Raw genomic sequence first — 21,153 nt, 5'->3', positions numbered from 1 at the left:
GCCGGCGCCGCCCCGCCGGGGCCGCCCCCCCCGGGGCCCCCCCGCGGGCCCGGGCGCGTCACGGGCCCCCGGGGGGTCGCCCCCCCCCCCCCGGGGCCCCCCCCGGCCGTCGCGCGTTCAGCCCGCCAGCTGGTGCGCGTACTCGACCGCGGCGGGCTGGAACTGGAGCACCACGTGGCTGCCGGCGCTGTGTGCGTCGCGCCAGACCCGCTGCAGCGCGGAGTCCTGCTGCTGGCCACGCGTCCCGGCGCTGCGGAACAGCCGTTCCACGGCCGTGACCGCCAGGTCGGCGGCCAGCGCGCAGTCCCGGGACGCCCTGGTGACCTCCAGCGCGCCGACCGCTCCCCCGTCGGCGGCCCCGGCGACCCGGTGCAGCAGCAGTTCCGCGGCGTCCGTCTCCCCCGTCGCGCGCGCCAGATCGGCGGCGGCGGTGTCGGAAACGGAGCCGCGCCGGGAGGCCAGGGCCAGCCAGGCGTCGGCGGCGCCGCGCGCCGCGCCCAGGACGGGCGCCGCGAAGCACAGGCCGTTGACGGCCTTGAGCGGGACCCGGTGGCAGGGGTCCGCCGCGTCCTGAGCCGTCCCCGCAATCAGGTCGTCGCGCAGGAACGACCGGTGGGCAGGGACCGTGACGTCGTCGAGTACCAGGGTGTTGCTGCCCGTGCCGCGCATGCCCACGCTGTCCCAGGTGTCCTCCACGGTGTAGGCGCCCCTGTCGACCGCGAAGAAGCGGGTCTCGGCCGAGGTGCCGTCGACCGGTGCGACCGCGCACACCAGCGCCCACTCCGAGAACTCGATCAGGCTCACGTAGGGCCACCGCCCGTCGAGCCGCCACCCGCCGGGCACCGGCTTGGCCCGGCCCAGGGGCATCAGCGCGCCGACGATCAGGGTGTCGGGGCCGTGCTGCCAGATCTCGGCCCGCCCCTCCTCGGGCAGGTACGCCGCCATGCGGGGGAGGTGAGCGGTGAGCGAGGCGCCCCATGCGGCGGAGGTGCAGCCGGCGCCCACCGTGGCGACCGCGTCGACGACCTCGGTGAACCGGCCGGAGCGGCCCCCGTGCGCGGCGGGCGCGAAGTGGCGGGCGAATCCCGCGGAGATCAGCGACTCCACCACCTCGGCGGGGAGCCTGCGGTGGCGTTCGGATTCGTTCGCGCACTCCGCGGCGATCTTGGCGACGTCCACCGCCGCGTTGGTCAGCCCGGGGGATTCGATGGGACGGTCCGGCATGGCGGCCAACTCCTTCTGCTGTCACTGTCGTTGCCCCGCCCAGGCTCGCTGCCGGGGCTCGAGTGAGACTGGAGACCGCGTGACCAAGCTGACCTCGTCGGTCGAGCCAAGCGAGCAGAGGAATCAGCTATGTCGGCACGGTGGATACTCGTGTTCGGAGCCACGGGAAACCAGGGCGGCTCCACGGCCCGCGAGCTGCTGGCCAGGGGATGGGAGGTGCACGCCTTCGTCCGTGACCCGGCGTCCGAGGCGGCGCGGAAGCTGGCCGCGAGCGGTGCGGTGCCCGTCCGGGGAGATCTGGAGGACGCCGAGTCGGTACGGGCCGCGATGCGCGGTGCCCATGGTGTGTTCAGCGTGCAGACCCCGCTGGGACCCGGCGGGGTGCCGGCCGAGGAGCGGCACGGCAAGCTGATCGCGGACGTCGCCGCCGAGACCGGCGTGGAGCACATCGTGCACAGCTCGGTCGGCGGTGCCGACAACCCGGCCGGGGTGTTCTGGCGCGAGGCCAAGCTGCGGATCGAGGAGCGGATACGGGAGTGCGGGCTGCCTGCCACGTTCATCCGGCCCACCTACTTCATGGACAACTTCGGGCAGTACCCGCCGCTGCTGCGGGACGGGGAGCTCGTGTACCGGCGCGGGCTCGCCCCCGGCACACCGCTGCAGATGATCGCGTCCCAGGACATCGGGTTCTTCGCGGCGGAGGCGTTCGACGCCCCGGCGGAGTTCATCGGCCGGGCGTGGGAGATCGCCGGTGACGAGCTGACCGGCGAGACGATCGCGGAGGCCTTCCAGCGGCACACCGGGATCCCCACTCGCTACGAGGCCGTGCCGATGGACGAACTGCGGCAGGAGAGCGAGTGGCAGGCCACGGCCTACGACTGGCTCAACCGCATCGGGTACTCCGCGGACCTGCCCGCCCTGCGACGGCGCAAGCCCGGCCTGCTCACCCTGGAGGCATGGCTCGCCCGGACGAACTGGGCCCCGGCGGAGCACCACCGGGCGCCGAGCGCGGCGGGCGTGGAACGGTCGCGCTGAACACCGTGCGGGGACCCTCAGGACGGAGGGACCCCGCACGGCACGCTCCCGGTCAGCCGGCCGACACCGCTGCGGCCACCTCGTCCAGCGCCCGGGCGATGTCCTCGGGGGCGGCGGTGCCCGGGACGAGGTACCGCCCGGCGATCACGATCGAGGGAACGCCGGTGATCCCCAGGGCCAGCCCGGCCTCCCGGTCCGTGTGCACGTCCGCCTCGAAGCGGTTCCCGGCCAGTACCTCCTGAGCCTCCGCGCGCGGCACGCCGGTCTCGGCGACGAGGCCCGCCAGGGTGTCGTGGTGCGCGAGGTCGCGGCCTTCTGCCCAGTACGCCCGGGACAGCCTGGCCACCCCCTGGTCGGCGAGATCGTGCCGTGCGGCCAGGTGCACCATGCGGTGGGCGTTCATGGTGCGGCAGGGGCGCACGAGGTCGGGCCGGAAGTCCAGGCCCGCCGCCGCGGCCCTGGGCGCGATGCGGTCCATGGCTGCCTTGCCCGCCTCCCGGCTGCCGTTGAACCGGGCCAGCGCGTCGTAGAGGCTCGGCACCGGCTCCGACGGGTCCCGGTCCGGGGCGGGAGGACCGGGCATCAACTGGAAGCTTCGCCAGGCGATGTGGACCTCGGTCGGGTCACGGCGCAGCTCCAGTGCGGAGACCAGGTTGCGGGAGCCGTAGTAGCAGTGCGGACAGGCGAGGTCGGTCCAGATGTCGACGCGCATCAGCGCTCCTCGGGTGAGGGGGTTCAGTATCGGGCGAGCCGCTCCAGCAGCGGCCCGGCCTGGAGCAGCACCGCTCGTTCGGCCGCGGTGAGGCCCAGTGCCTCGACTGCCTTCATCAGGAAGTCGGTGCGCACCTCGCGGCCGGCGTCCAGGGCCGCCTTGCCGCTCGGCGTGATCACGTAGCTGCGGCCGTCCGGCCGCGCCTCCACCAGACCGCGCGACGCGAGCCCGTCGAGGGTCTCGACCATGGTGTCGAGGGCCACCTCGTCGTACGCCGCCAGGTCCTCGGCCGTCTTGGGCGCGCGGTTGTTCATGAGCTGCACGAGAACGGTGAGTTCGTGCAGCGCGGGCGGGTTCTCGGGGTTTTCCTTGCGCAGCCTGCTGCCGAGCTGCATGGCACCGCGGCGGACCCAGTCCGCGGTCGTCCGCAGGTCCTCGGACGGCTCCGGAGGCTGGGGGGCGGCGATGCTGCGCTCGAGCCGGTAGCCGGTCATGGAGGGACCGTCGAGGACCCCGGGCAGGTCGCGGATGGACTGGCGCAGGGCCTCCTTGTCGGGGTTGCGCTCGAAGGACTTCCGGTAGGCGCCCTCGCTGGTCCACTGCGCGTAGTTGACCAGCGAGGTGCCGTCCGTGCTGAGGTGGTAGTTGGCCGAGATGAAGCCGGGGCAGTGCCGCACCCACGCCTCCACGTCACGGGAGAGCATGTTCACGAGTGCGTGCTGGGTGGCGGTGTCCTTGGTCCTGATGGTGACGAGCGAGATGAAGCCCGCGTGGGGGCCGGGTGCCATGGTCATGGTTCCTCCCAGTGATCGGCCGGTACGGGGCCAGGCTGATCAGGGCTGCTCGACCGGGGCTCGACGACCGGTGGAGCCCTCGTCGTGGGGCTCTTCGTCCGGCAGTGGGAGTGCCAGCCGACGGATCATGCGGCGCAGCTGGTCCGCGTACTGCTCCTCGAAGGCCGGGTCCGAGGCATCCATGCCGAAGACCCGGCGGACCAGCTGGGGCATGGTGACCGGCGCGGCCACCGCGCCGATCAGCAGCAGCACCGCGGAGGCGGGGTCGATGTCCTGGGCGAGCTCCCCGCGGTCGCGCCGGGCGTGGGTGTGCGAGAGGTCCTCGCGCTCCTCCGGCTCGTCCGTCGCCAGCTCCGAAGGATTGGTCAGGCCGCGCCACAGGCCGAGCCGCATCGGACGCGGGTCGCGCAGCGCGTCGCGCAGATGCCGCACGACGGCCTCCTCCAGCGGGAGGTCGGCGCCGCCCAGACCGGTCTCGCGCTCCTGCCAGGCCTTCTGCAGCTCGCGGTACAGGCCGAGCTTTCCGCCGAAGTAGTAGCTGATCAGCTGCTTGTTGACACCGGCCCGGTCGGCGATCTCCTGAACCCGGGCACCGTCGAAGCCCTTGGCGGAGAACACGTCGAGCGCCGCGTCCAGCAGCAACCGGCGGCTGCGCTCGGCGTCGAGGACGCGATCCTCGGGCCGTGGTGCGCGGCGCGGCTGCCGTGTCGCCTTCTCGTCCTTCTCGTCCTTCTCTTCCGGCTCTTCCGGCTCTTCCGGTTTCCTCTGTGCCATTTCGCTGCTTTCCACGAGGGTCATGCTAGCGCTTGTCACCCGTCTGTACAGCGTCATCAGCCATTTGGTTGACAGGGTTACCCAGCCGGGCAATCATGCATCCATGTCCACAGAAAGTGCCCGCACGAGTACCGCCGCGGCCCAGGCCGCCTTACCGCCCGGCAAGTTGAGCCCCGAGGTCCGCCGCATCACCGTGGTGGTCGTGGCCGGCGCCATCGCCTCACTGCTCGACTCGACGATCGTCAACATCGCCCTGCAGGACCTCACACGCGAGCTGCACACCGGCCTCGACACGGTCCAGTGGGTCGTCACCGCCTACCTGCTGGCCCTCGCGTCCGTCATCCCGGTGACCGGGTGGGCGGCCCGGCGCGTTGGCGCACGCCGGCTGTATCTCGCCTCGATCGTGCTGTTCACGCTCGCCTCCGTGCTGTGCGGCCTGGCCCAGAACAGCGGCCAGCTCATCGCCCTGCGCGCGCTGCAGGGCATCGGGGGCGGCCTGACCCTGCCGGTCGGTCAGATGATCCTGGCGAGGAAGGCGGGACCGCAGAACATGGCACGGGTCATGAGCATCATCGGCATCCCGATGGTGCTGACGCCCGTGATCGGCCCCACCATCGGCGGCCTGCTGCTGGACGGACCCGGCTGGCGGTGGATCTTCTTCGTCAACCTGCCGATCGGGCTGATCGCCGTCCTGCTCGGACTGCGGCTGCTGCCCCGCGAGCCGGCCGAGAACGCCGGGCCGCTGGACGTGACCGGGCTCGTGGCGATCTCGCTCGGCATGATCGGTCTCACCTACGGACTGGCCGAGTTGGGCAACACGGGAAAGGCGTCCACGGCCGTGGTGGTCTCGCTCGCCGCCGGTCTTGTCCTGACGGCCGCGTTCGTCGTGCACGCCCTGCGCACCGAACAGCCCCGGCGGCCACTACTGGACATGCGCCTGTACCGCGACCGGGCGTTCAGCGCGGCCTGCGTCGCCACGTTCTGCCTGGGCGGGGCGATGTACGGCGGAATGATCCTGATGCCGCTCTACTACCAGGCCGTCCGCCATGAGGACGCCGTGACGACCGGTCTGCTGCTGGGCCCCTCCGGCTTCGGCGCCGCGGCGGCCATGTGGCTGTCGGGCCGGACCACCGAACGCATCGGCGGCGGGCTCACCGCCATCATCGGCGGGAGTGTCAACATCGTCTCCACGCTGCCGTTCGTCCTCATCGACAAGCACACCTCGTACGTGGCGCTCTGCCTGGCGCTGGTCGTCCGCGGGTTCGGCATCGGCATGTCGATGATGCCGGCGATGACCGCCGCCTACCGGGTCCTCGGCCGCAACAAGGTCAACGACGCGACCCCGCAGCTGAGCATCCTGCAGCGGGTGGGTGGCTCCATGGGCACCGCGATCATCGTGGTCGTCCTGCAGAACCGCCTGGCCGACTCGGGCGACACCCCGGCCGGCATGGCGGACGCCTTCGGCACCGCCTTCTGGTGGGTGCTGGTCGTCACTCTGGTGGCCCTGCTCGCCACCGCCGTGCTGGCGGCGATCGAACGCCCCGTGTTCGCCGCCCAGCGGGCCCAGAAGCGACAAGCCGTACAGCAGGCGGCGGAAGGAGCCTGAGCCGTGGCGTTCACCGAAGCCGAACTGGCCTACCTCAGCACCCAGAGGCTGGGAAGACTCGCCACCGTCGCCCCCGACGGCGTGCCGCAGAACAACCCGGTGGCCTTCCGCTACAACCCGGCCACCGGAACGATCGACATCCAGGGACGCGCGCTGGGCGACAGCCGCAAGTTCCGCAACGTGCAGACCAACGAGAACGTCTCCCTCGTGGTCGACGACATCGCCTCGTTCAGCCCGTGGCGGGTGCGCGCCGTGGAGATCCGGGGCCGCGCCCAGGCGCTGACCGGTGCGGAGAAGCACATGGATCACTTCAGCGGGGAGATGATCCGCATCCGGCCGACCCGGATCCTGTCCTGGGGCCTGGATCCGGAACGCCCCGGCATCCACGCCCGGAGCGTGTGACTCAGGGCCGTGGAACGGCGTCGGGGGGACGGCCGTCGGGCCGTCCCCCCATCACGGTGTCTTCCGTGCCGCCGGACCGCGGCAGGTCACCCGGACGTCGTCACCACCGCGCGGCGGGCCACCAGCCGCGCCCCCTGGCCCCACACCGGATCGGCGAACAGCCCCAGCCCCAGGGAGAGCCGGCGCACCGTCACCTTCTCTTCGGGACCGGGCTCCTCACGCGCCAGATACTCGTCCGACGCCGGCCGCAGGCCGATGCCGGACACCGCGAAGACCTGCTCGCCGTCCAGCAGCCACCTCGCGCGCCCGGCCGCCGCGTCGACCGCGATGGCGAGATCGTGGCCGGCCTCGGCGGTGCGCTCGGCGACCGGAACGGCGTAGGAGAACGTGCCATGCTGGGCGCCGGGGCGCGGCAGCCGCTCGTACAGCGCCCACACCCGGCGGTTCGTCAGGGCGAAGTCGAAGACCATGCCGGACGCCATGTCCACACAGATCATCGCCGCCATGCCGCAGGTGAGGGCGGCGTCCGGGTCCTGAAGAGCATCGCCGTACGGATGCTGCGCCGTGTTGTAGAGCTCGGCCGTCAAGGCGGTGCCCGCGCGGAACTCGCCCTCGTCCGGCAGCGCGAAGCCCTGGCGGCTGTCCCCCGCCTGCGGCACGGCGAACGCGGCCCATCGCAGATGCCCCGCCCCGTCGTGTCCTTCGGGGGCCTGGGCGAAGGCGGGCAGCCCGGTGTCCGGATTCCGCCCGGTGGACACGACGGACAGCCCCTCGGACGACGCCGTCACACGGCCGTCCCCTTCCGGCAGCCAGGACAGCGGCCGCAGTTCCCAGCGCGCGTCGGGGCCGGACGCACGCCAGCCCGTGGTGAAGTCGTCCTCGAACAGGACGGTCTGAACCGATCTCATGATCACTCCTTGGAAAACGCCCTCAGTCGGCCGTGCCCGACAGCTGCCACGCCTCCGCGCAGCCGCGCAGGATCGCAAGCCGCTCCTCCGACGAGGCGGCCGCAGCCGAGACCATGACGCCGAGCGTCGTCACGCCGGCTTCGGCGTACTCGGCCATCCGCTCGGCGATGCGCGGTACCGGCCCGATCAGGGCGGTGCGGTCGATGAAGTCGAGGGGCAGCGTCGCGGCGGCCCCGGCCCGGTCGCCGGCGTCCAGCCGCTCCCGCAACTGCCCGGCCGCGTGGCCGTAGCCGAGACGGCGGGCGAGCGCGCAGTAGACGTTGCGCTCGGCGTCGCCGATGCCCATGAGGTACACGTACTGGTTGCGCAACAGGTCCGCCGCAGTGGCCGGATCGGGGCCGACGGCCGTGGGCAGGCTCGGCAGCACCTCGAATCCGGCCATGTCCAGGCCCGCCTGCTTGCGCCCGTCGGCGATCCGGGCGACCGCCTCGGTGACCGCCTCGGGGGCGGTGAACACGCCGATCCACCCGTCGGCGATCTCGCCGGCGAGCCGCAGGTTCGCGGGGCCGACCGCCGCGAGGTAGACCGGCAGGTCCGCCCGCACCGGCTCGGTGAGCAGGTGGAGCGGGGCGGGGCCGCCGACCGAGTAGTGGCGGCCCTCGTGATGGACCGGGCCGCCGCCCAGGGCCCGGCGTACCAGCTCCACGTACTCCCGGGTGCGGGCGAGTGGCCGGTCGGCCTCGGCGCCGTACCAGCCCCGCGCCACATCGGGGTTGGAGACGCCGAGGCCGAGCCGGAACCGGCCGCCGCTCAGCGCGTCGAGTGTCGCCGCGGTGAGCGCGGTGAGCCCCGGCGGCCGGGCCGGGATCTGCATCACGCCGGAGATCAGCGCCACGCGCTCGGTCCGGCCGGCGACGAGCCCCAGCAGGCTCGCCGCGTCCGATCGGTATCCCTCGGGGGCGAGTACCGCCGCGTAGCCGAACCGCTCGGCAACGCGGGCGAGTTCGGCCCCGCCCTGGTAGGTGAGATTCACAGCGAGGCGCATGACGCCGGGCTCCTGACATCGGTCGGGTGACGGGTCACAGCAGGTGGCAGCCGCCGTCGACGTACACGATCTGTCCGGTCGTGTACGTCGCCTCGACCAGGTGCTGCACGGCCGCTGCCACGTCGTCGGGCACACCCACGCGGCGCAGCGGCGCGTTCTGCCGCACGTACTCCGCGATCGGCGCGAAGAACGGGTCGTCCGCCGTCCACGGGGTTTCGATCAGGCTGGGCGCGACCGCGTTGACCCGGACGTCCGGACCGACCGCCTTCGCCAGCAGCCGCGTCATGTGCTCGACGGCGGCCTTGCTCACCGCGTACGGGATGGAGCTGCCCGCGGTGCGACTGCCCGCGATGGACGAGATGTTGACCACCGCGCCGGCACCGGTGGCGCTCAGATGCGGCATGGCCGCCGCCGTGGTCTGCCAGGTGCCGATGACGTTGAGATCGAGGATGTCGCGCCAGAGGGCGGGTCCGGCCGCCTCCAGATCCCGGTGCGGGACGGCCTTGGTCCGGCCCGCGCTGTTCACCAGGACGTCCAGCCGCCCGTAGTGCTCGACGACCGAGGAGACCAGGTCCCGCGCCTCGGACTCGACCGCGACGTCGGCGCGGACGTACACGCCGTCCGGCAGGGACGCCGCCACCTTCTCCCCCGCCTCGACCGAGCGCGACGAGTTCACCGCGACCCGGTAGCCGCCGCGGCCGAGGCGCCGCGCGATCGCCTCCCCGATCCCCGACGAGGACCCGGTGACGAGGGCGACGGGAGGACCGGCGGCCATCAGTAGTTCCCCAGTCCGCCGCAGACGTTGAGCGCCTGAGCGGTCACGGCCGCGGCATCATCGCTCACCAGGTACGCGACCATGGCCGCCACCTCGCGCGGCTCCACATAGCGGCCCATCGGGACCCGCCCCGTGATCCGGTCGAAGGTCTCCTGCTCGCTGACGCCCCAGATGCCCGCGTAGTGCTCTCGCACCCGCTCCGCCATCGGCGTCTCGACGAACCCGGGGCAGACGGCGTTGACCGTGATCCCGCTGCGGGCCAGTTCGAGTCCCAGCGCCTTGGTGAAGCCGACCACGCCGTGCTTCGAGGCGGAGTACGGGGCCGCGTGCACCACACCCTGCTTGCCGCCCGTGGAGGCGATGTTGATGATGCGGCCGCGCCCCCGCTCCTGCATACGGCCGGTCGTGAGCACCTCCTTGGTCATCAGGAAGACGCTGGTCAGATTGGTGGTGATCACGTCGTTCCACAGCTCGTCCAGGATCTCCGCGGTAGCCCCGCCGCCGCTGCGTCCCGCGTTGTTGACCAGGATGTCGACCGGCCCGTAACGCTCCACCGCCGTACGCACGTAGTCGCGGATCTGCGCGGGGTCGGAGACGTCGCAGGTCACTCCGTCGGCGTCGTGTCCCTGCTCCCGCAGTTCCTTGACGGTGGCGGCCAGCCGGCCCTCGTCCCGGGCGCACAGGAAGACACGGGTGCCCAGTCCGGCCAGCCGCCCGGCGATCTCCAAGCCGATGCCACTGGTCGCTCCGGAGATCAGAGCAACGGGCGGTGAGGTCGCGGTCATGTGCCCTCCGTGGTGTCGTGACCCTTCGTTTCCGCTGAGAGTCCGGCGCTCCGGTCGAGCTGGACTGGAGCGACCGTGGAGCCGCTACGGCGGCTCTCCACCTGGGCTCCAGCGCGCCGGCTGACGATGCCGCAGCCATGACGGACGGCTCGCGGCCCTCGCGGCCCTCGCGGCCCTCGCGGCCGGAAGGAAACAGGAGGAATCCCAGTGACCGACAGCAACGCTGTGACGGACCGTCTTTTCGCGCGGGTCCAGCACTTCTACGCGCACCAGATGCAGGCGCTGGACAGCGGCCGGTTCGAGGACTACGCGGCGACCTTCACCAAGGACGGGGTGTTCCAGCACTCGCCGGCCGCGGAAGCGGCTGTCGGCCGGGACGGGATCGTCGCCGAACTCCTCGCATTCCACAAGCGGTTCGAGGACGACCCGGTGCGGCGGCGGCACTGGTTCAACCACGTGGCGCTCACCCCCCAGGACGACGGGTCCCTGAAGTCCACGGTGTACGCCCTGGTGGTGACGATCCGTCCGGGCGGAAAGCCGGAGATCGCCCCGAGCTGCCTGGTGCACGACGTGCTCGTGATCGAGGACGACGCGGTGTTCACCCGGTCGCGGCAGGTCGAACACGACCAGATGTTCTGACCGTGGTCCCGTATCGGCGCCTCTCACCCGAAGGACCGTGGGATCCGGTGCGGGCCGCGTGGCACGACTCCGGCCGCGTCGTGGTCTACGGCGAGGCCGGGGCGTGGGCGGCGGGCGGGGCCGGGACGCTGGACCTGCCTCCGGGCGGGGCCGACGGGTTGTCGCCCGACGAGCGGGCCCGCCGGCTCGCTCTGCGCACCCCCGCGGCCCGGCGGAGGTTCCTCGCCTCCCGCGTCCTGGTCCGCCGCACGGTCGGCGCGCTGCTCGGCGTCCCCTGGTGTGAGGTGCGGCTCGCACACACCGCGCTCGGCAGGCCTCTGCTGCCGGACCTGCCCGGCGTCTGGCTCAGCATCAGCCACACCGGGCAACTGGTCACCGTCGGCGTGAGCAGGCGCGGCCCCGTGGGCGTGGACGCGGAACGCGCCGGCCGCGGCGCGCCGCCGGAGCTGGCCCGACGCGTCTGCGCGCCGCGGGAACTGGCCGCTCTGGCCGGGCTCGACGAGCCGGAACGCGGCGACGGCCTGCTCCGGCTGTGGACACTGAAGGAGGCGTACGTGAAGGCGTTGGGAACCGGGCTGCGCGTCCCCGTGCGCGGCTTCGGGTTCGACGGTTTCGACGGGCCGCACCCGAAAGGCCCGGAGGGCTGGTCGTTCACCTCCCGGGCCGTCCGGATCGGATCCGACCCGGTCCCCTACTTGGTCAGCGCAGCGGCCGCCAGGTCAGCCCGCGCGCCGTAGGACGGCTCCCGGCACGGGCTCCGTGGCGGCGTCCCCTTCGAGCACCGCCTGGTGGAGCCGCTGCAGCCGCTGAGTCGGCTCCACACCGAGCTCCGCGTTGAGCCGGCTGCGCAGGCGCCGGAACTCCTCGAGGGCGCGCCAGGGGCTGCCCGCACGGTACAGAGCCGTCATCAGCTGGGCGCACAGGTTCTCGTTCAGCGGGTGACGGACCGTCAGCATCCGCAGCTCAGGGATGAGCGACGTATGCCGGCCCAGCCGCAGATCCGCCTCGATGCGCTGTTCGAGCGCGGTCATCCGAGCCTCGTCCATGCCGATGACCTCGAGTTCGAGGACCAGTCCCGTGGGCACGTCCGCCAGCGCCGGGCCGCGCCACAGCATCAGGGCCGTGCCCAGCAGTGAGGAGGCGGCCTCCGCGTCCCCCGTCTCCAACGCCCTGGTACCGCGCGTCAGCATGTCCTGGAACTCGGCCAGGTCGTGTCCCTCGGGCGGCGGGACGAGCCGGTAGCCGCCGTAGGACGTGGACAGTACGTCCTTGGGCGAGATGCCCGGGTCCTCGCCCAGGGCCTCGCTGATCTTGCGGCGCAACTGCAGGATGTACGTCTGCAGAGTGGTCACGGCGCTGCGTGGCACCGCGTCTCCCCAGACCTCTTCGATGAGTGTGTCGACCGGCACGGCCCGCCCGGGCCGCAGGGCCAGCAGAGCGAGGATCTGCCGTGGTTTGCCGGCGGTCGGGACGATGGACGTGCCGTTGTACTCGACGCTGAGCGGACCCAAGACCCGTGTCTTCACAGGTTCTCTCCGTTCTGCCTTCGTGTGGGGCGAAGCGCGGTAGCAGCATGGCACTGGGTGCCACCTCGACCCCAGGGCGTAGGGCACGAGTTCGCCCGTGAAGTTCGCAGACTCCCCGTGTGTGTTTCTCACATCAGGCATTCCGGCAGGTCACAGACGTCTGCGGCCGGTCGGCCGCTTTCCCTCGGTCCCCGGGACGGCCGTCGCCCCGGCTCCCTCAAGCAGGCCTCCATCCGGACAGCCGACGATGCGCGATGTCCAGGATTTCCACGAGGGAGCCGAGATGACTGCCGAGACGACCGTAGGACTCAAGGGATTCAAGCCGAGGCTGGAGGAGGTCGCCGACGGAGTCTTCGCCCATCTGCAGCCGGACGGCGGCTGGTGCCTCAACAACTCCGGTCTGATCGTCTCGGACGGCGGGGCGGCGCTGGTGGACACCGCGGCCACGGAGGCCCGCGCCCGGGCCCTGCGCGAGGCGGTCGTCGGTGTGACGCACGTGCCGCCGCGCATGGTGATCAACACCCACTCCCATGGCGATCACACCTTCGGCAACTTCGTCTTCCCCGAGGCCGTCGTGGTCGGGCACGAGCGGGCGCGTACGGAGATGGCCGCCGTCGGCCTGCACCTCACCGGGCTGTGGCCAGGTGTGCACTGGGGCGACGTCGAGGTCGTGCTCCCCGAGCTGACGTTCCGGGACCGGTTGACCCTGCACATCGGCGGGACGACGGCGGAGCTGCTGTCCCTGGGCCCGGCCCACACCGTCGGCGACACCGTGGTGTGGCTGCCCGGCCAACGGGTGCTGTTCACCGGGGACCTGGTGATGTCCGGGGTGACCCCGTTCTGCCCGATGGGGTCGGTGGCCGGCTCCCTCGAGGCCATCACCGTCCTGCGGTCGCTGGGCGCCCGCACCGTGGTGACGGGCCACGGCCCGGTGGCCGGACCGGAGGTGCTCGACGCCGCCGCGGGCTATCTCCGCCTGGTCGAGCAACTCGCCCACGACGGACTGGCGGCCGGGCTCACGCCGCTCGAGGTCGCCCGCGAGGCGGACCTCGGCCCCTACGCCGAGTGGATCGACTCCGAACGGCTGGTGCCCAATCTCCACAGGGCGTATGCCGAGAAACGGGGCCAGGCCGTCGGAGACGCCGCCGAGATGCCGGCTCTCTTCGCCGAGATGGTGGAGTTCCACGGTGGGCTCCCCGCCTGTCACGCCTGAACCGCCTCCTCGGCCAGGCCGTCCCAGGCCCGGAACGACCCCCGCTGGTAGAGCACGGGCCGGCGGGGGCGTACCCGTACCGCTTCCATCCTCCCGATGAGCAGGTGGTGGTCGCCCGCCTCCACCGTGTGCGCCAGGGTGCACTCCGCGTACGCCAGGACGCCCTTCTCGAGGACCGGCAGCCCGCTGATCGCCTCGCCCGGAAACCAGGGCAGGCCCGCGAACTTGTCCGAGGACCGGCTCGCGAAGACCCGGGCGGTCTCCTCGCCGTCGTCCGCGAGCAGATGCAGCACGAACGCGCGCCGCGACAACAGGGACGGCAGCGTACGGGAGTTCCCGTCCACGCAGACCAGGAGCAGCGGAGGCTGCGGTGAGACGGCCGAGAAGGCGTTGCAGGTGAGCCCCTGGGGCCGCCCCTCGGGATCGACCGTGGTCACCACCGCCACGGCCGTGGGAATCGCTCCGAAGAATCCACGGAACTCCGCAGGGTCCACCCGAGTCATGCCGCCTCCGCCTCAGCTGTGTGGCGGCCGGGCCACTCCCGGCCGCCCTCGGAGACTTGCTCCCGCCGATCGAGATGCAGTGGAGGTGCGCTGGTGCTCGGCCGGGCCCGGCGGTGCCGGGAGTCGGCCCAGGGCTCCGCGGCGAAGGGATCTGCACGAACGGTCCGGTCGGAGAGCTTCCGTGCGCGATCGATGAGGTGCCAGGCGGGCGCCGGGCCGTTTCCGGTCGGGATGATGCCCGCGATGTCCTCCATGACCTCGGGGCGGCCCTGGTAAGGGAGCCCGGGACGAGGCCGGTGGACGACGAAATCCGTGACACCCGCTCCCTCGAACAGACCGGCAGCATCCCGGAAAGGCTGCTCGTCACCGGCTCTCGAGAGGGGGTGTTCTCGAGTCGGCCGAGACGCAAGCGGCGTAGGGCGCGGCGCCGAACACACCCGGCGCGCCCCTCGTGACCCAGGCCTCGTGCGGCAGAACCTCGGCGCGCACCCGCGCTCAGTCGAGCTCCCAGCTTGAACGAGATCACTTCGGTCTCCGCTCTTGTGGTCGAATACTGCGGTGTCGGTGGCGCGTCTCAGCGCCACCGACACCTCCCCGTCGGTGAACGCCCGTCAGTGAAGGACGTTCACCGACGGACTACTTCTTGCAGTACTTGTTCTTCTTGCTCACGTTGCCGGGAGCCATCCCGCCGTGCACACCCCAACCGACGGTGGCTCCGAAGGTCCAGGTGAAGCAGCCGCCCCGTGCAGCCGCGGCGTTGACGTGGTGCACCGCCCAACAGGTGTACGCCAAGGCGAGGGCCACGCAGGCGCCGATGGCGACGGGGTGGGTGAGCCGGGCGCACAGGTACGCCTCGGCTGTGGCGACCGCGGCCCCGCCCATGGTGCCGATGTCCGCCTTGAGCACCTGGGTGTGGAACCTCGTCACGTAGAACGTGCACTTGAACGTGTATCCCGTCCAGCCCCAGTCGGTGCTGCACATGAGGGTCCGTCAGCTTGCTGACGGACCTTTTCTGCTCGTTCGGAGCGGGGATTTCTGCTTGTGGGCAGGCTGGGGGCCCGGGTGTCGCGCCGCGTGGGCGCCGGGTTCCACGGCTCCGGGGTGTGCTGCTCGTAGGGACGGGACGCTGCTGGTCAGCCGGGGTTCGGGAGGGCATCGAGCCGGGCGATCGCGCTGGTGATCACGTTGGTCCAGGGCCAGCTGTTTGCCAGGCGGAGGATGCGGCGGCGGGCGGTGGTGACGAGCTGGACGGCAGTGGAGAACAGCCGCAGTCGCAGGCGGCGGGGTTCCCACAGGCGTGCGGCGCTGGTCAGCGCGAGCATTGGCATCCAGGCCAGCAGGTCGAGGGCGATCCGGACGATCTCCAGCCAGATCTGGTTCTGCGCGGTGTCGTGCAGGGGCAGGTTGCGCAGGCCGGTGGCGCGGGCGGCGCGGATGCGGTCCTCGGCGCGGGCCCGCTGGCGGTGGCGTAGGGCGGCGATCTGCATCTGTAGATGCCGCAGCCGGCGGGCCTCGCAGTGGAAACCGAGCATCGCCTGCATCACCGCCAGGCAAGCAAGGACGAGTGACTGAGCTGCGGGGGACGCCCGGGCAGGCGCGCAATCCCAGCCCTCTTCCAGCTTTCCCGCAAACTGTCACAATGTGGGTTTCAACGGGCCGTTTACCTACGGAGGTGTGATGCGCGTCACCGTTCGTACTGCCTGTCCCGTGTGAAAACTCTGGTTCGGGTCGTTGAGCAGGTTGTTTGTCCGGCTGGGGTCAGGCTTGCTGGTGCTCGTTTCATAGCCAGCCGCGTCGGGCGGCGGCGAGGCCGGCCTGGAAGCGGGTGGAGGCGCCGAGTTGGCACATGACTTGGTGGACGCGACGCTGGGTGGTCCGCTCGCTCCAGCCTTGGGCGCGCGCGATGGCCGTGTCGGTGAGGCCGGAGGCGAGCAGGGCAAGCAGGGATCGAGTCTCCTCATCAGGCTCTGCGTCCTCGGATTCCGCCGCGGTGGTGGCGTCGCCGGGTGGCAGTGGGGCGCCCGACAGCGGCACTGCGTGCTCCCATTGTGCCTCGAAGAGCGATTCCAGGGCTACGAGCACGGGGGAGCGGTGGACCAGGTAGGCGACTGACTGGCCCCCAGGCGCGAGGCTGAAGGGGAGGATGGCCGCCCGGTCGTCGCTGATGACGAGTTTGAGGGGCAACTCAGGGTGTACCCGTGCCTGCTCGCCTGCCTTCATGCTGGGCACGATGTCGTTGTTCAGCCTGCCGGGCCAGGCCACCGCTTCGCGGTCGTAGATCACCCGGTAGATCACGCCGCGCCGCTGCTGCTGGAGCTGACTGTCGAGGTTGCTGCCGGGGCCGTCGAAATAGGGCGGCCGGTCGCACACACGCACCTCGCGGCGGGCGTCGACAGTCAGTCGGAGTACGGTGGCGTTGATGTGCTCACGGCTGGTGAGCAGTTCGACGGCCATGTCGCGTTGGTCGATCCGGGCCGCCTCCCGGTGGGTCTCGGTCAACCGCTGTACCAGGGCCCGTGCTTCCTTGAGCTGGTGCTCGCGCTGGTCTATCAGCGCGGTGACGGCGACATCCGGGGGAGTGGCGGTGAAGCGTGGCGGGCGTCCGGCGTCCTGCACGGCGAGCCCGACCTTGACCAGTTTGGACAGCAGTCTTCCCACAGTGGTCGCGGGCATGCCGCAAACGTCGGCCAACTCCGAAGAGGTGCAGCGAGGCTGCCGGACCAGTGCCACGTAAACGTATTCTGTTTCTTCCGCAAGCCCGAGCACGCTAAATTCCATATCGCCCCGCCAATTCCTGTGGCGGCTTCCGCCGTCTGGCGGAGATCCGCCACCTTCGTAACCTTGTGTTTCGTTGGTCGCGGTTGACATCTTTCACGCTGAAGTTGGCGCTGTCCTGGGCACGTTCGAGGCAGAGCCTTCCGGTGCGGATCCGTGCTCGCGGATTCGCTCCCTGAGAAAGGTGTCCCATGACGTATGCCCACACGCGCGGCAGACGGCTTGGTGCCGTCGGTGTCGCGCTCGTGGCCATCACTGCGGCCGTAACGATACCCGCGGCCGCGATTCCCTCAAGCTCCCCCGGGTCCGGCTCTGCGGCCACTGATTCCGGTGCGAAAGGTACGTTTGCGGGGGCCGCGCTGCCCTCCACACCCGGATCCTCAGCGCTCGGTCCGTGGCGCCCGTTCCTGAAGCCCACGCCCGCGCAGTCCGCGAAGACCAGCCCTCGCCAGGTCCTTGTGGTACTCGGCTCAGCCACCCAGGTGACGGGCAAGTCGCTGGGCAAGCAGCGCAATCTGCAGGTCCGTACCCCGCTGACCTCGAGCACCGTGGTGAACACGGCACTCCACCGGGCCGGCGCGGTCTCCCTGCGGCCTCTGATGCCGGGTCTCTCGGCCGCCCAGGCCCAGCAGTTGCACGCCGCCGCCCAGGCCAAGCTGGGCTCCGGGGCGATCGACCTGTCCAAGGTCCAGGTCGTCCAGCTCGCCGGCGGCGACGCCAAGGCGGCGGCGCGCGCGCTGGCCGCCACACCCGGTGTCGTCTACGCCGAGCCCGATCAGACCGTCTCCCCCATGAATACCGGCTCCGTGCCACTGCCCTCCTCGGTGAGCGCCACGGCGGGGAAGGCCGGCTCGTCGGCGAAGGCCCCGAGCAGCGGTGCGACCGGCTCCGACGGTGTGCCCGGGAACTCGGCTCTCGGCACCTCGCTGCAGAGCTTCCTCAACGCGGGCGGCGTGAACGCGACGGGCGCCTACAGCCTGTTGAAGCAGAAGTTCGACCAATTGCCCGGCACCGGTGAGACCATCACCAACGTCTCGATCGGCGATCTCACCGACGCGGGGCAACCCGACGTCCCGGCCACCGGGGCGACGACCGTCGTCCAGAACGGGCAGCGGTACCTGGACATCCCCACGATGCCCTTGATCCCCACCTACACCGCGGATGCGACCGGCGCACTCGACCCGACCGGGTCGACCCAGGGGGAGGACCCCTTTCTGGGTGAGGTGCTGCTGGACTTCTCCGTGATGGCGCCGCTTCCGCACGAACTGCAGCGTCCGGGCATGCAGGGCAGTGGGTACTCCGACCTGCTGGGCATCGCCCCGGGTGCGAAATACCGGCTTGTCGTCCCGCAGCAGCCGACGTTCAGCCAGATCGCGGTGGCGCTGCTGGCCGCGGCCCGGCAGCAGCCGCGCCCCGACGTGATCACCGCCAGCCTCGGTTACGGCACCGACGCTGCGGGGATCCCCGGCCGCTACCTGGAGGACGACCCGGTCCAGCGGGCCGTGATCGCGTCGATCGTGCAGCAGTACGGCATCCCCGTGGTGGTCTCGTCGAACGACGGGACCAGGCTGTTCACCAACGCGGGCGTCGGGCCCGACGGCGGTAGCACCGCCACCAACGTGACGCGCAAGGCCGCCGACACCACCCGGATCGACGACGACCAGTTGTCGACCACGCCCAGCAAGGTGCTGGACTCCGGCGCGATCGCCGCGGGCGGTACCACGACCGACGACACGCTGTCCGTGCCGCCGCAGAACGGCGGAGCCGCGTCGGCCAACGGGACCTGGGCGACCACCAGGCTCAACGGTTCCGGAATCTTCTCCTCGGGATTCGGCACGCGCGTGGACGTCTCGGCGCCCAGCGACGGCATCCCCGCCTTCGAGCACCAGGGCCAGAGCGCGCAGTCCGTGGCGGAGGTCCTCAGCGGAGGAACCTCGGCGTCCGCGCCCGAAATCGCGGCCGCTGCCGCTGTCGTGCTGCAGGCATCCCGGCTGACCGGGCAGCACCCGTCGCCCGATGACGTCCGTTCGCTGCTGGAGCGCACCGGCCGGGCCGTGCCCACGCCGCCGCAGATCGACCAGCCGCTGCACGTGGGCCCGCAACTCGACGTCACCGCCGCGCTGCAAGCGGTCCTGGCCAAGGCGCACGGAAGCCACGCCGACACGGGCACGCCCCGCATCGTCCGGCTTTCCGTGGCGCATCGCCAGACCGAGGGCGGACTCGGGAGCTCGTACCTGGAGGCCACCGACCCCGGACGCATCGACCTGGCCGGACCCGGTGACACCGGGGAGGGCCTGGTGGGACCGGTGACCATCGGCGCCGACGTGACGGGCTCGCCCGACCGGCAAGGCGTCAGCTACGCGCTGCGCATCGGGCATCACGAGTTCACCTCCGATGTGCCGGCGATCCGGCTGACCCCCACGCAGATGCTGACTGCGGCCGGACTGCCGGTCGTCTCCGCGACGGACCGTCAGGTCTCGCTCACCTTCGAGGTGCGCCACGGCCACCAGGTGCTGGCCTCGGCCACCCACGAGCTGACCTTCGGCCCCACCGACGGCGGCTATGTCGAGTCGCTCGCCCCGGTGGTACAGCCCGTCGTCAAGGCGGGGCACTCCGTTCAGGTGCGCTACGACCTCACCGGAGTGCGCAACGTCAGCTCGCCGAAGTTGGTCGTGTCGGGAGTCGGCCACTGGAACCCCGCGTCGGCGCCCATCTTCTCCGCCTCCTACACCACCCCGCTGACGGGACTACACGGCACGGTCTCCGTCCCCGCCGGCGCCTTCTCCGCCGGCGGCGGCATCTACGGGATCGGTATCCTCGAGGACCCCAAAGGCAACCGCAAGGGTGGCCCGCTGTACGGCGAGTTCGCCTCGATCCGGGTCGACGGCGGTGACCCCTCGCAACGCCCGGCAGCACCGACCCTGGCAGCGAAGGCATCCGGAGAGTTCGGTCACCTGCTGGAGATCAACCGGGCCGCACCGCAGTTCTCGGTGCACTACGACGTATCGGGGGTCGAGGGCGCCACCGGCACGCTGCTGGAGTTCTCCGCGCCCGGGCCGAACATGTACAACTCGTACAACCTGTTCAGCAACCAGAACGGCACCACCCGCGACCACAACGGGGTGGACGCCCCGGCCACGCTCGACCGCTCGCTGAAGGGCACGCGGGGCACGGTGGCACTCGACGCCCTCGCGCTCAAGCTGCCCTCATCGCTCGCCTACGACCTGCGAGTGTTCGCCGTCGACGAGCACGGCAAGATAGTCGGGCAGGCTTCGCCGACGTCGCTGCTGGGATACGACGACGGACTGGCCCCCGACGGCACCAACCTGACCAACTTCGCGATCGTCCCCGGCGGCACGTCCGTCGCGGCGGTCGAAAGCCCCACCGGTGAAGGCTCGGTGTACGACTACAACGCCGCCACCGGAACCTATGGGCGCAAGTTGACGAGCGACCCCGCGTACGGCTCCATCTACGAGGTGTTCGGCGTCGACTCCGCCAACCACACGCTGGTCCTGCACAAGCAGACCACCACCGGCGAGCAGTGGCTCGAGACCTACGACACGAGCACCGGCAACGCGGTCGGCAGCCCCGTCCGGGTCGACGACCAGTACGTCGTGATCGGCGGGCGGGTGGACGCCAAGCGGCACCGTGCAGCGGTGCTCGCCTACCGTCCGGGCGACCGTCAGGGCTCCCGTGACAGCTTCGTGCTCCCCGTGGACATGGCGACCGGCGCTCAAGGGATGCCGCTCCAGCTCGACGAGTCCACCCCGGACGGCGTGCCTTACGGCCTGCTGGACGTGGACGAGTCGACCGGCGTCTTCTCTGCGCAGAAGACCGGGAACACCAAAAACTGCATAGGCTCTGTCGGGTCCGGCACCATGGCCTCGATCAACCTGGACAACGGAACGGTCACCAACAGCCAGGGGGGAATCCCTTGTGCCATCGACCTCGCCTCCGACCAGAAGGGCAACCTCTACGAAACGTGGTTCCACTCACTTACGATCACCCCCAACCTCTTGGCCGGCACCGGGTACTTCGCGCAGTTGCCCAGCGGGGACCAGGTGAGTCTCGGAATGGCGCAACCGGCCCAAGCGCTCGCCATTGACAGCGCGCACCAACTGGCGCTGTTCGCATTCCAGTTCCCGAACGAGACGCCGACCGGCAACTTTGCGGAGTACGGCTTCCACGACAACAACGCCACCGGCCGCATCGCCGTCGTCGACCTGAAGACGGGCGAGACGGTGGGCACCGTGACAGGCGTCGAGTACAAGCCTGCCGGCGCCTGGGGCGGCCGGCTCGAAACCCATCGCGAGCGCGTCATGCAGCTCGACCCGGCAACCCGGACCGGCTGGACGTACGCAGGCGACGGCAGCCAGATCCAGCAGTTCTCCTACTAACCCGATTCGCTGCTCGACCACCCGGGTCCGCGGGCGCCAC

19 protein-coding genes and 1 pseudogene are annotated in these 21,153 nt (G+C 71.2%); 7 read left to right on the top strand and 13 right to left on the bottom strand.

The features are described 5' to 3' along the window. Positions 1–117: 117 nt before the first annotated feature. Positions 118–1,224 (bottom strand): acyl-CoA dehydrogenase family protein, encoded by a 1,107-nt coding sequence (locus tag ACZ3TS_RS02025; RefSeq protein WP_467612719.1) that lies wholly within the window; start codon positions 1,222–1,224, stop codon positions 118–120. A gap of 129 nt (positions 1,225–1,353) precedes the next feature. Between ACZ3TS_RS02025 and ACZ3TS_RS02020 the strand changes: the two genes are divergently transcribed. Further along, the gene (locus ACZ3TS_RS02020) at positions 1,354–2,259 is read left to right on the top strand and encodes an NmrA/HSCARG family protein (protein ID WP_467612716.1); all 906 of its coding nucleotides are present in this window, start codon (positions 1,354–1,356) and stop codon (positions 2,257–2,259) included. A 52-nt stretch (positions 2,260–2,311) separates the two neighbouring features. Here ACZ3TS_RS02020 and ACZ3TS_RS02015 read toward each other — a convergent pair whose 3' ends face one another. The 3 genes from ACZ3TS_RS02015 to ACZ3TS_RS02005 are packed head-to-tail and all read right to left on the bottom strand — an operon-like array spanning position 2,312 to position 4,554. Continuing rightward, positions 2,312–2,971, bottom strand: a complete 660-nt coding sequence (locus tag ACZ3TS_RS02015; RefSeq protein WP_467612713.1) for a DsbA family oxidoreductase — start codon at positions 2,969–2,971, stop codon at positions 2,312–2,314. Between the two features lie 23 nt (positions 2,972–2,994). Continuing rightward, positions 2,995–3,765: a hypothetical protein gene (locus ACZ3TS_RS02010; protein ID WP_467612710.1), complete on the bottom strand. Its 771-nt coding sequence runs from the start codon at positions 3,763–3,765 to the stop codon at positions 2,995–2,997. Positions 3,766–3,804: 39 nt separating this feature from the next. Further along, entirely contained in the window at positions 3,805–4,554 is a 750-nt protein-coding gene (locus ACZ3TS_RS02005) for a TetR family transcriptional regulator (protein ID WP_467612708.1), read from the bottom strand. Positions 4,555–4,642: 88 nt separating this feature from the next. On the opposite strand from ACZ3TS_RS02005, the gene ACZ3TS_RS02000 reads away from it, so the two are divergent. Together ACZ3TS_RS02000 and ACZ3TS_RS01995 are read left to right on the top strand one after the other, a co-directional pair. Continuing rightward, positions 4,643–6,145: a DHA2 family efflux MFS transporter permease subunit gene (locus tag ACZ3TS_RS02000; RefSeq protein ID WP_467612705.1), complete on the top strand. Its 1,503-nt coding sequence runs from the start codon at positions 4,643–4,645 to the stop codon at positions 6,143–6,145. 3 nt (positions 6,146–6,148) lie between these two features. Continuing rightward, the gene (locus ACZ3TS_RS01995; RefSeq protein WP_467612702.1) at positions 6,149–6,547 is read left to right on the top strand and encodes a PPOX class F420-dependent oxidoreductase; all 399 of its coding nucleotides are present in this window, start codon (positions 6,149–6,151) and stop codon (positions 6,545–6,547) included. An 86-nt stretch (positions 6,548–6,633) separates the two neighbouring features. Here ACZ3TS_RS01995 and ACZ3TS_RS01990 read toward each other — a convergent pair whose 3' ends face one another. From ACZ3TS_RS01990 to fabG, 4 genes are read right to left on the bottom strand one after another with little or no spacing between them, the layout of a single operon-like run. Beyond that, the gene (locus tag ACZ3TS_RS01990; RefSeq protein WP_467612699.1) at positions 6,634–7,455 is read right to left on the bottom strand and encodes a DUF6081 family protein; all 822 of its coding nucleotides are present in this window, start codon (positions 7,453–7,455) and stop codon (positions 6,634–6,636) included. Positions 7,456–7,477: 22 nt separating this feature from the next. Further along, positions 7,478–8,500, bottom strand: coding sequence for an LLM class flavin-dependent oxidoreductase (locus ACZ3TS_RS01985; protein WP_467612696.1), 1,023 nt, complete (start codon positions 8,498–8,500; stop codon positions 7,478–7,480). A gap of 34 nt (positions 8,501–8,534) precedes the next feature. Next, positions 8,535–9,275: an SDR family NAD(P)-dependent oxidoreductase gene (locus ACZ3TS_RS01980; protein ID WP_467612693.1), complete on the bottom strand. Its 741-nt coding sequence runs from the start codon at positions 9,273–9,275 to the stop codon at positions 8,535–8,537. Next, a complete protein-coding gene (fabG, locus tag ACZ3TS_RS01975) occupies positions 9,275–10,060 on the bottom strand; it encodes a 3-oxoacyl-ACP reductase FabG (RefSeq protein ID WP_467612690.1) in 786 nt (261 codons plus the stop codon). The genes ACZ3TS_RS01980 and fabG overlap by 1 nt, the downstream gene beginning before the upstream one ends. 207 nt (positions 10,061–10,267) lie before the next feature. On the opposite strand from fabG, the gene ACZ3TS_RS01970 reads away from it, so the two are divergent. Then, entirely contained in the window at positions 10,268–10,699 is a 432-nt protein-coding gene (locus tag ACZ3TS_RS01970) for a nuclear transport factor 2 family protein (RefSeq protein WP_467612686.1), read from the top strand. Between the two features lie 47 nt (positions 10,700–10,746). Then, positions 10,747–11,436 carry a 4'-phosphopantetheinyl transferase family protein gene (locus tag ACZ3TS_RS01965; protein WP_467612683.1) on the top strand — a complete coding sequence of 230 codons (690 nt, stop codon included), beginning with the start codon at positions 10,747–10,749 and terminating at the stop codon, positions 11,434–11,436. Here ACZ3TS_RS01965 and ACZ3TS_RS01960 read toward each other — a convergent pair. Beyond that, on the bottom strand, positions 11,419–12,225 hold the full coding sequence (locus tag ACZ3TS_RS01960; RefSeq protein ID WP_467612680.1) for an AfsR/SARP family transcriptional regulator: 807 nt from the start codon (positions 12,223–12,225) through the stop codon (positions 11,419–11,421). The genes ACZ3TS_RS01965 and ACZ3TS_RS01960 overlap by 18 nt on opposite strands. Positions 12,226–12,508: 283 nt before the next feature. Between ACZ3TS_RS01960 and ACZ3TS_RS01955 the strand changes: the two genes are divergently transcribed. Then, positions 12,509–13,438, top strand: a complete 930-nt coding sequence (locus tag ACZ3TS_RS01955; protein WP_467612677.1) for an MBL fold metallo-hydrolase — start codon at positions 12,509–12,511, stop codon at positions 13,436–13,438. Here ACZ3TS_RS01955 and ACZ3TS_RS01950 read toward each other — a convergent pair. From ACZ3TS_RS01950 to ACZ3TS_RS01935, 4 genes and pseudogenes are all read right to left on the bottom strand, one after another. After that, the gene (locus ACZ3TS_RS01950; RefSeq protein WP_467612675.1) at positions 13,429–13,941 is read right to left on the bottom strand and encodes a flavin reductase family protein; all 513 of its coding nucleotides are present in this window, start codon (positions 13,939–13,941) and stop codon (positions 13,429–13,431) included. The two genes, ACZ3TS_RS01955 and ACZ3TS_RS01950, sit on opposite strands and share 10 nt — an antisense overlap. Before the next feature lie 636 nt (positions 13,942–14,577). Further along, positions 14,578–14,922 carry a hypothetical protein gene (locus ACZ3TS_RS01945; protein WP_467612671.1) on the bottom strand — a complete coding sequence of 115 codons (345 nt, stop codon included), beginning with the start codon at positions 14,920–14,922 and terminating at the stop codon, positions 14,578–14,580. Positions 14,923–15,074: 152 nt separating this feature from the next. Further along, a pseudogene (locus ACZ3TS_RS01940) lies at positions 15,075–15,413 on the bottom strand (transposase); the annotation flags it as partial. Positions 15,414–15,720: 307 nt separating this feature from the next. Next, on the bottom strand, positions 15,721–16,719 hold the full coding sequence (locus ACZ3TS_RS01935; protein WP_467613367.1) for a TrmB family transcriptional regulator: 999 nt from the start codon (positions 16,717–16,719) through the stop codon (positions 15,721–15,723). Between the two features lie 455 nt (positions 16,720–17,174). Between ACZ3TS_RS01935 and ACZ3TS_RS01930 the strand changes: the two genes are divergently transcribed. Then, the gene (locus tag ACZ3TS_RS01930) at positions 17,175–21,113 is read left to right on the top strand and encodes a S8 family serine peptidase (RefSeq protein ID WP_467612668.1); all 3,939 of its coding nucleotides are present in this window, start codon (positions 17,175–17,177) and stop codon (positions 21,111–21,113) included. The last annotated feature ends 40 nt before the right edge of the window (positions 21,114–21,153 follow it).

It is taken from the genome of Streptomyces sp. NPDC022910, assembly GCF_055561075.1.
The sequence above is the reverse complement of the archived record's forward strand: the minus strand, read 5'-3'. Positions and strand labels throughout refer to the sequence as shown.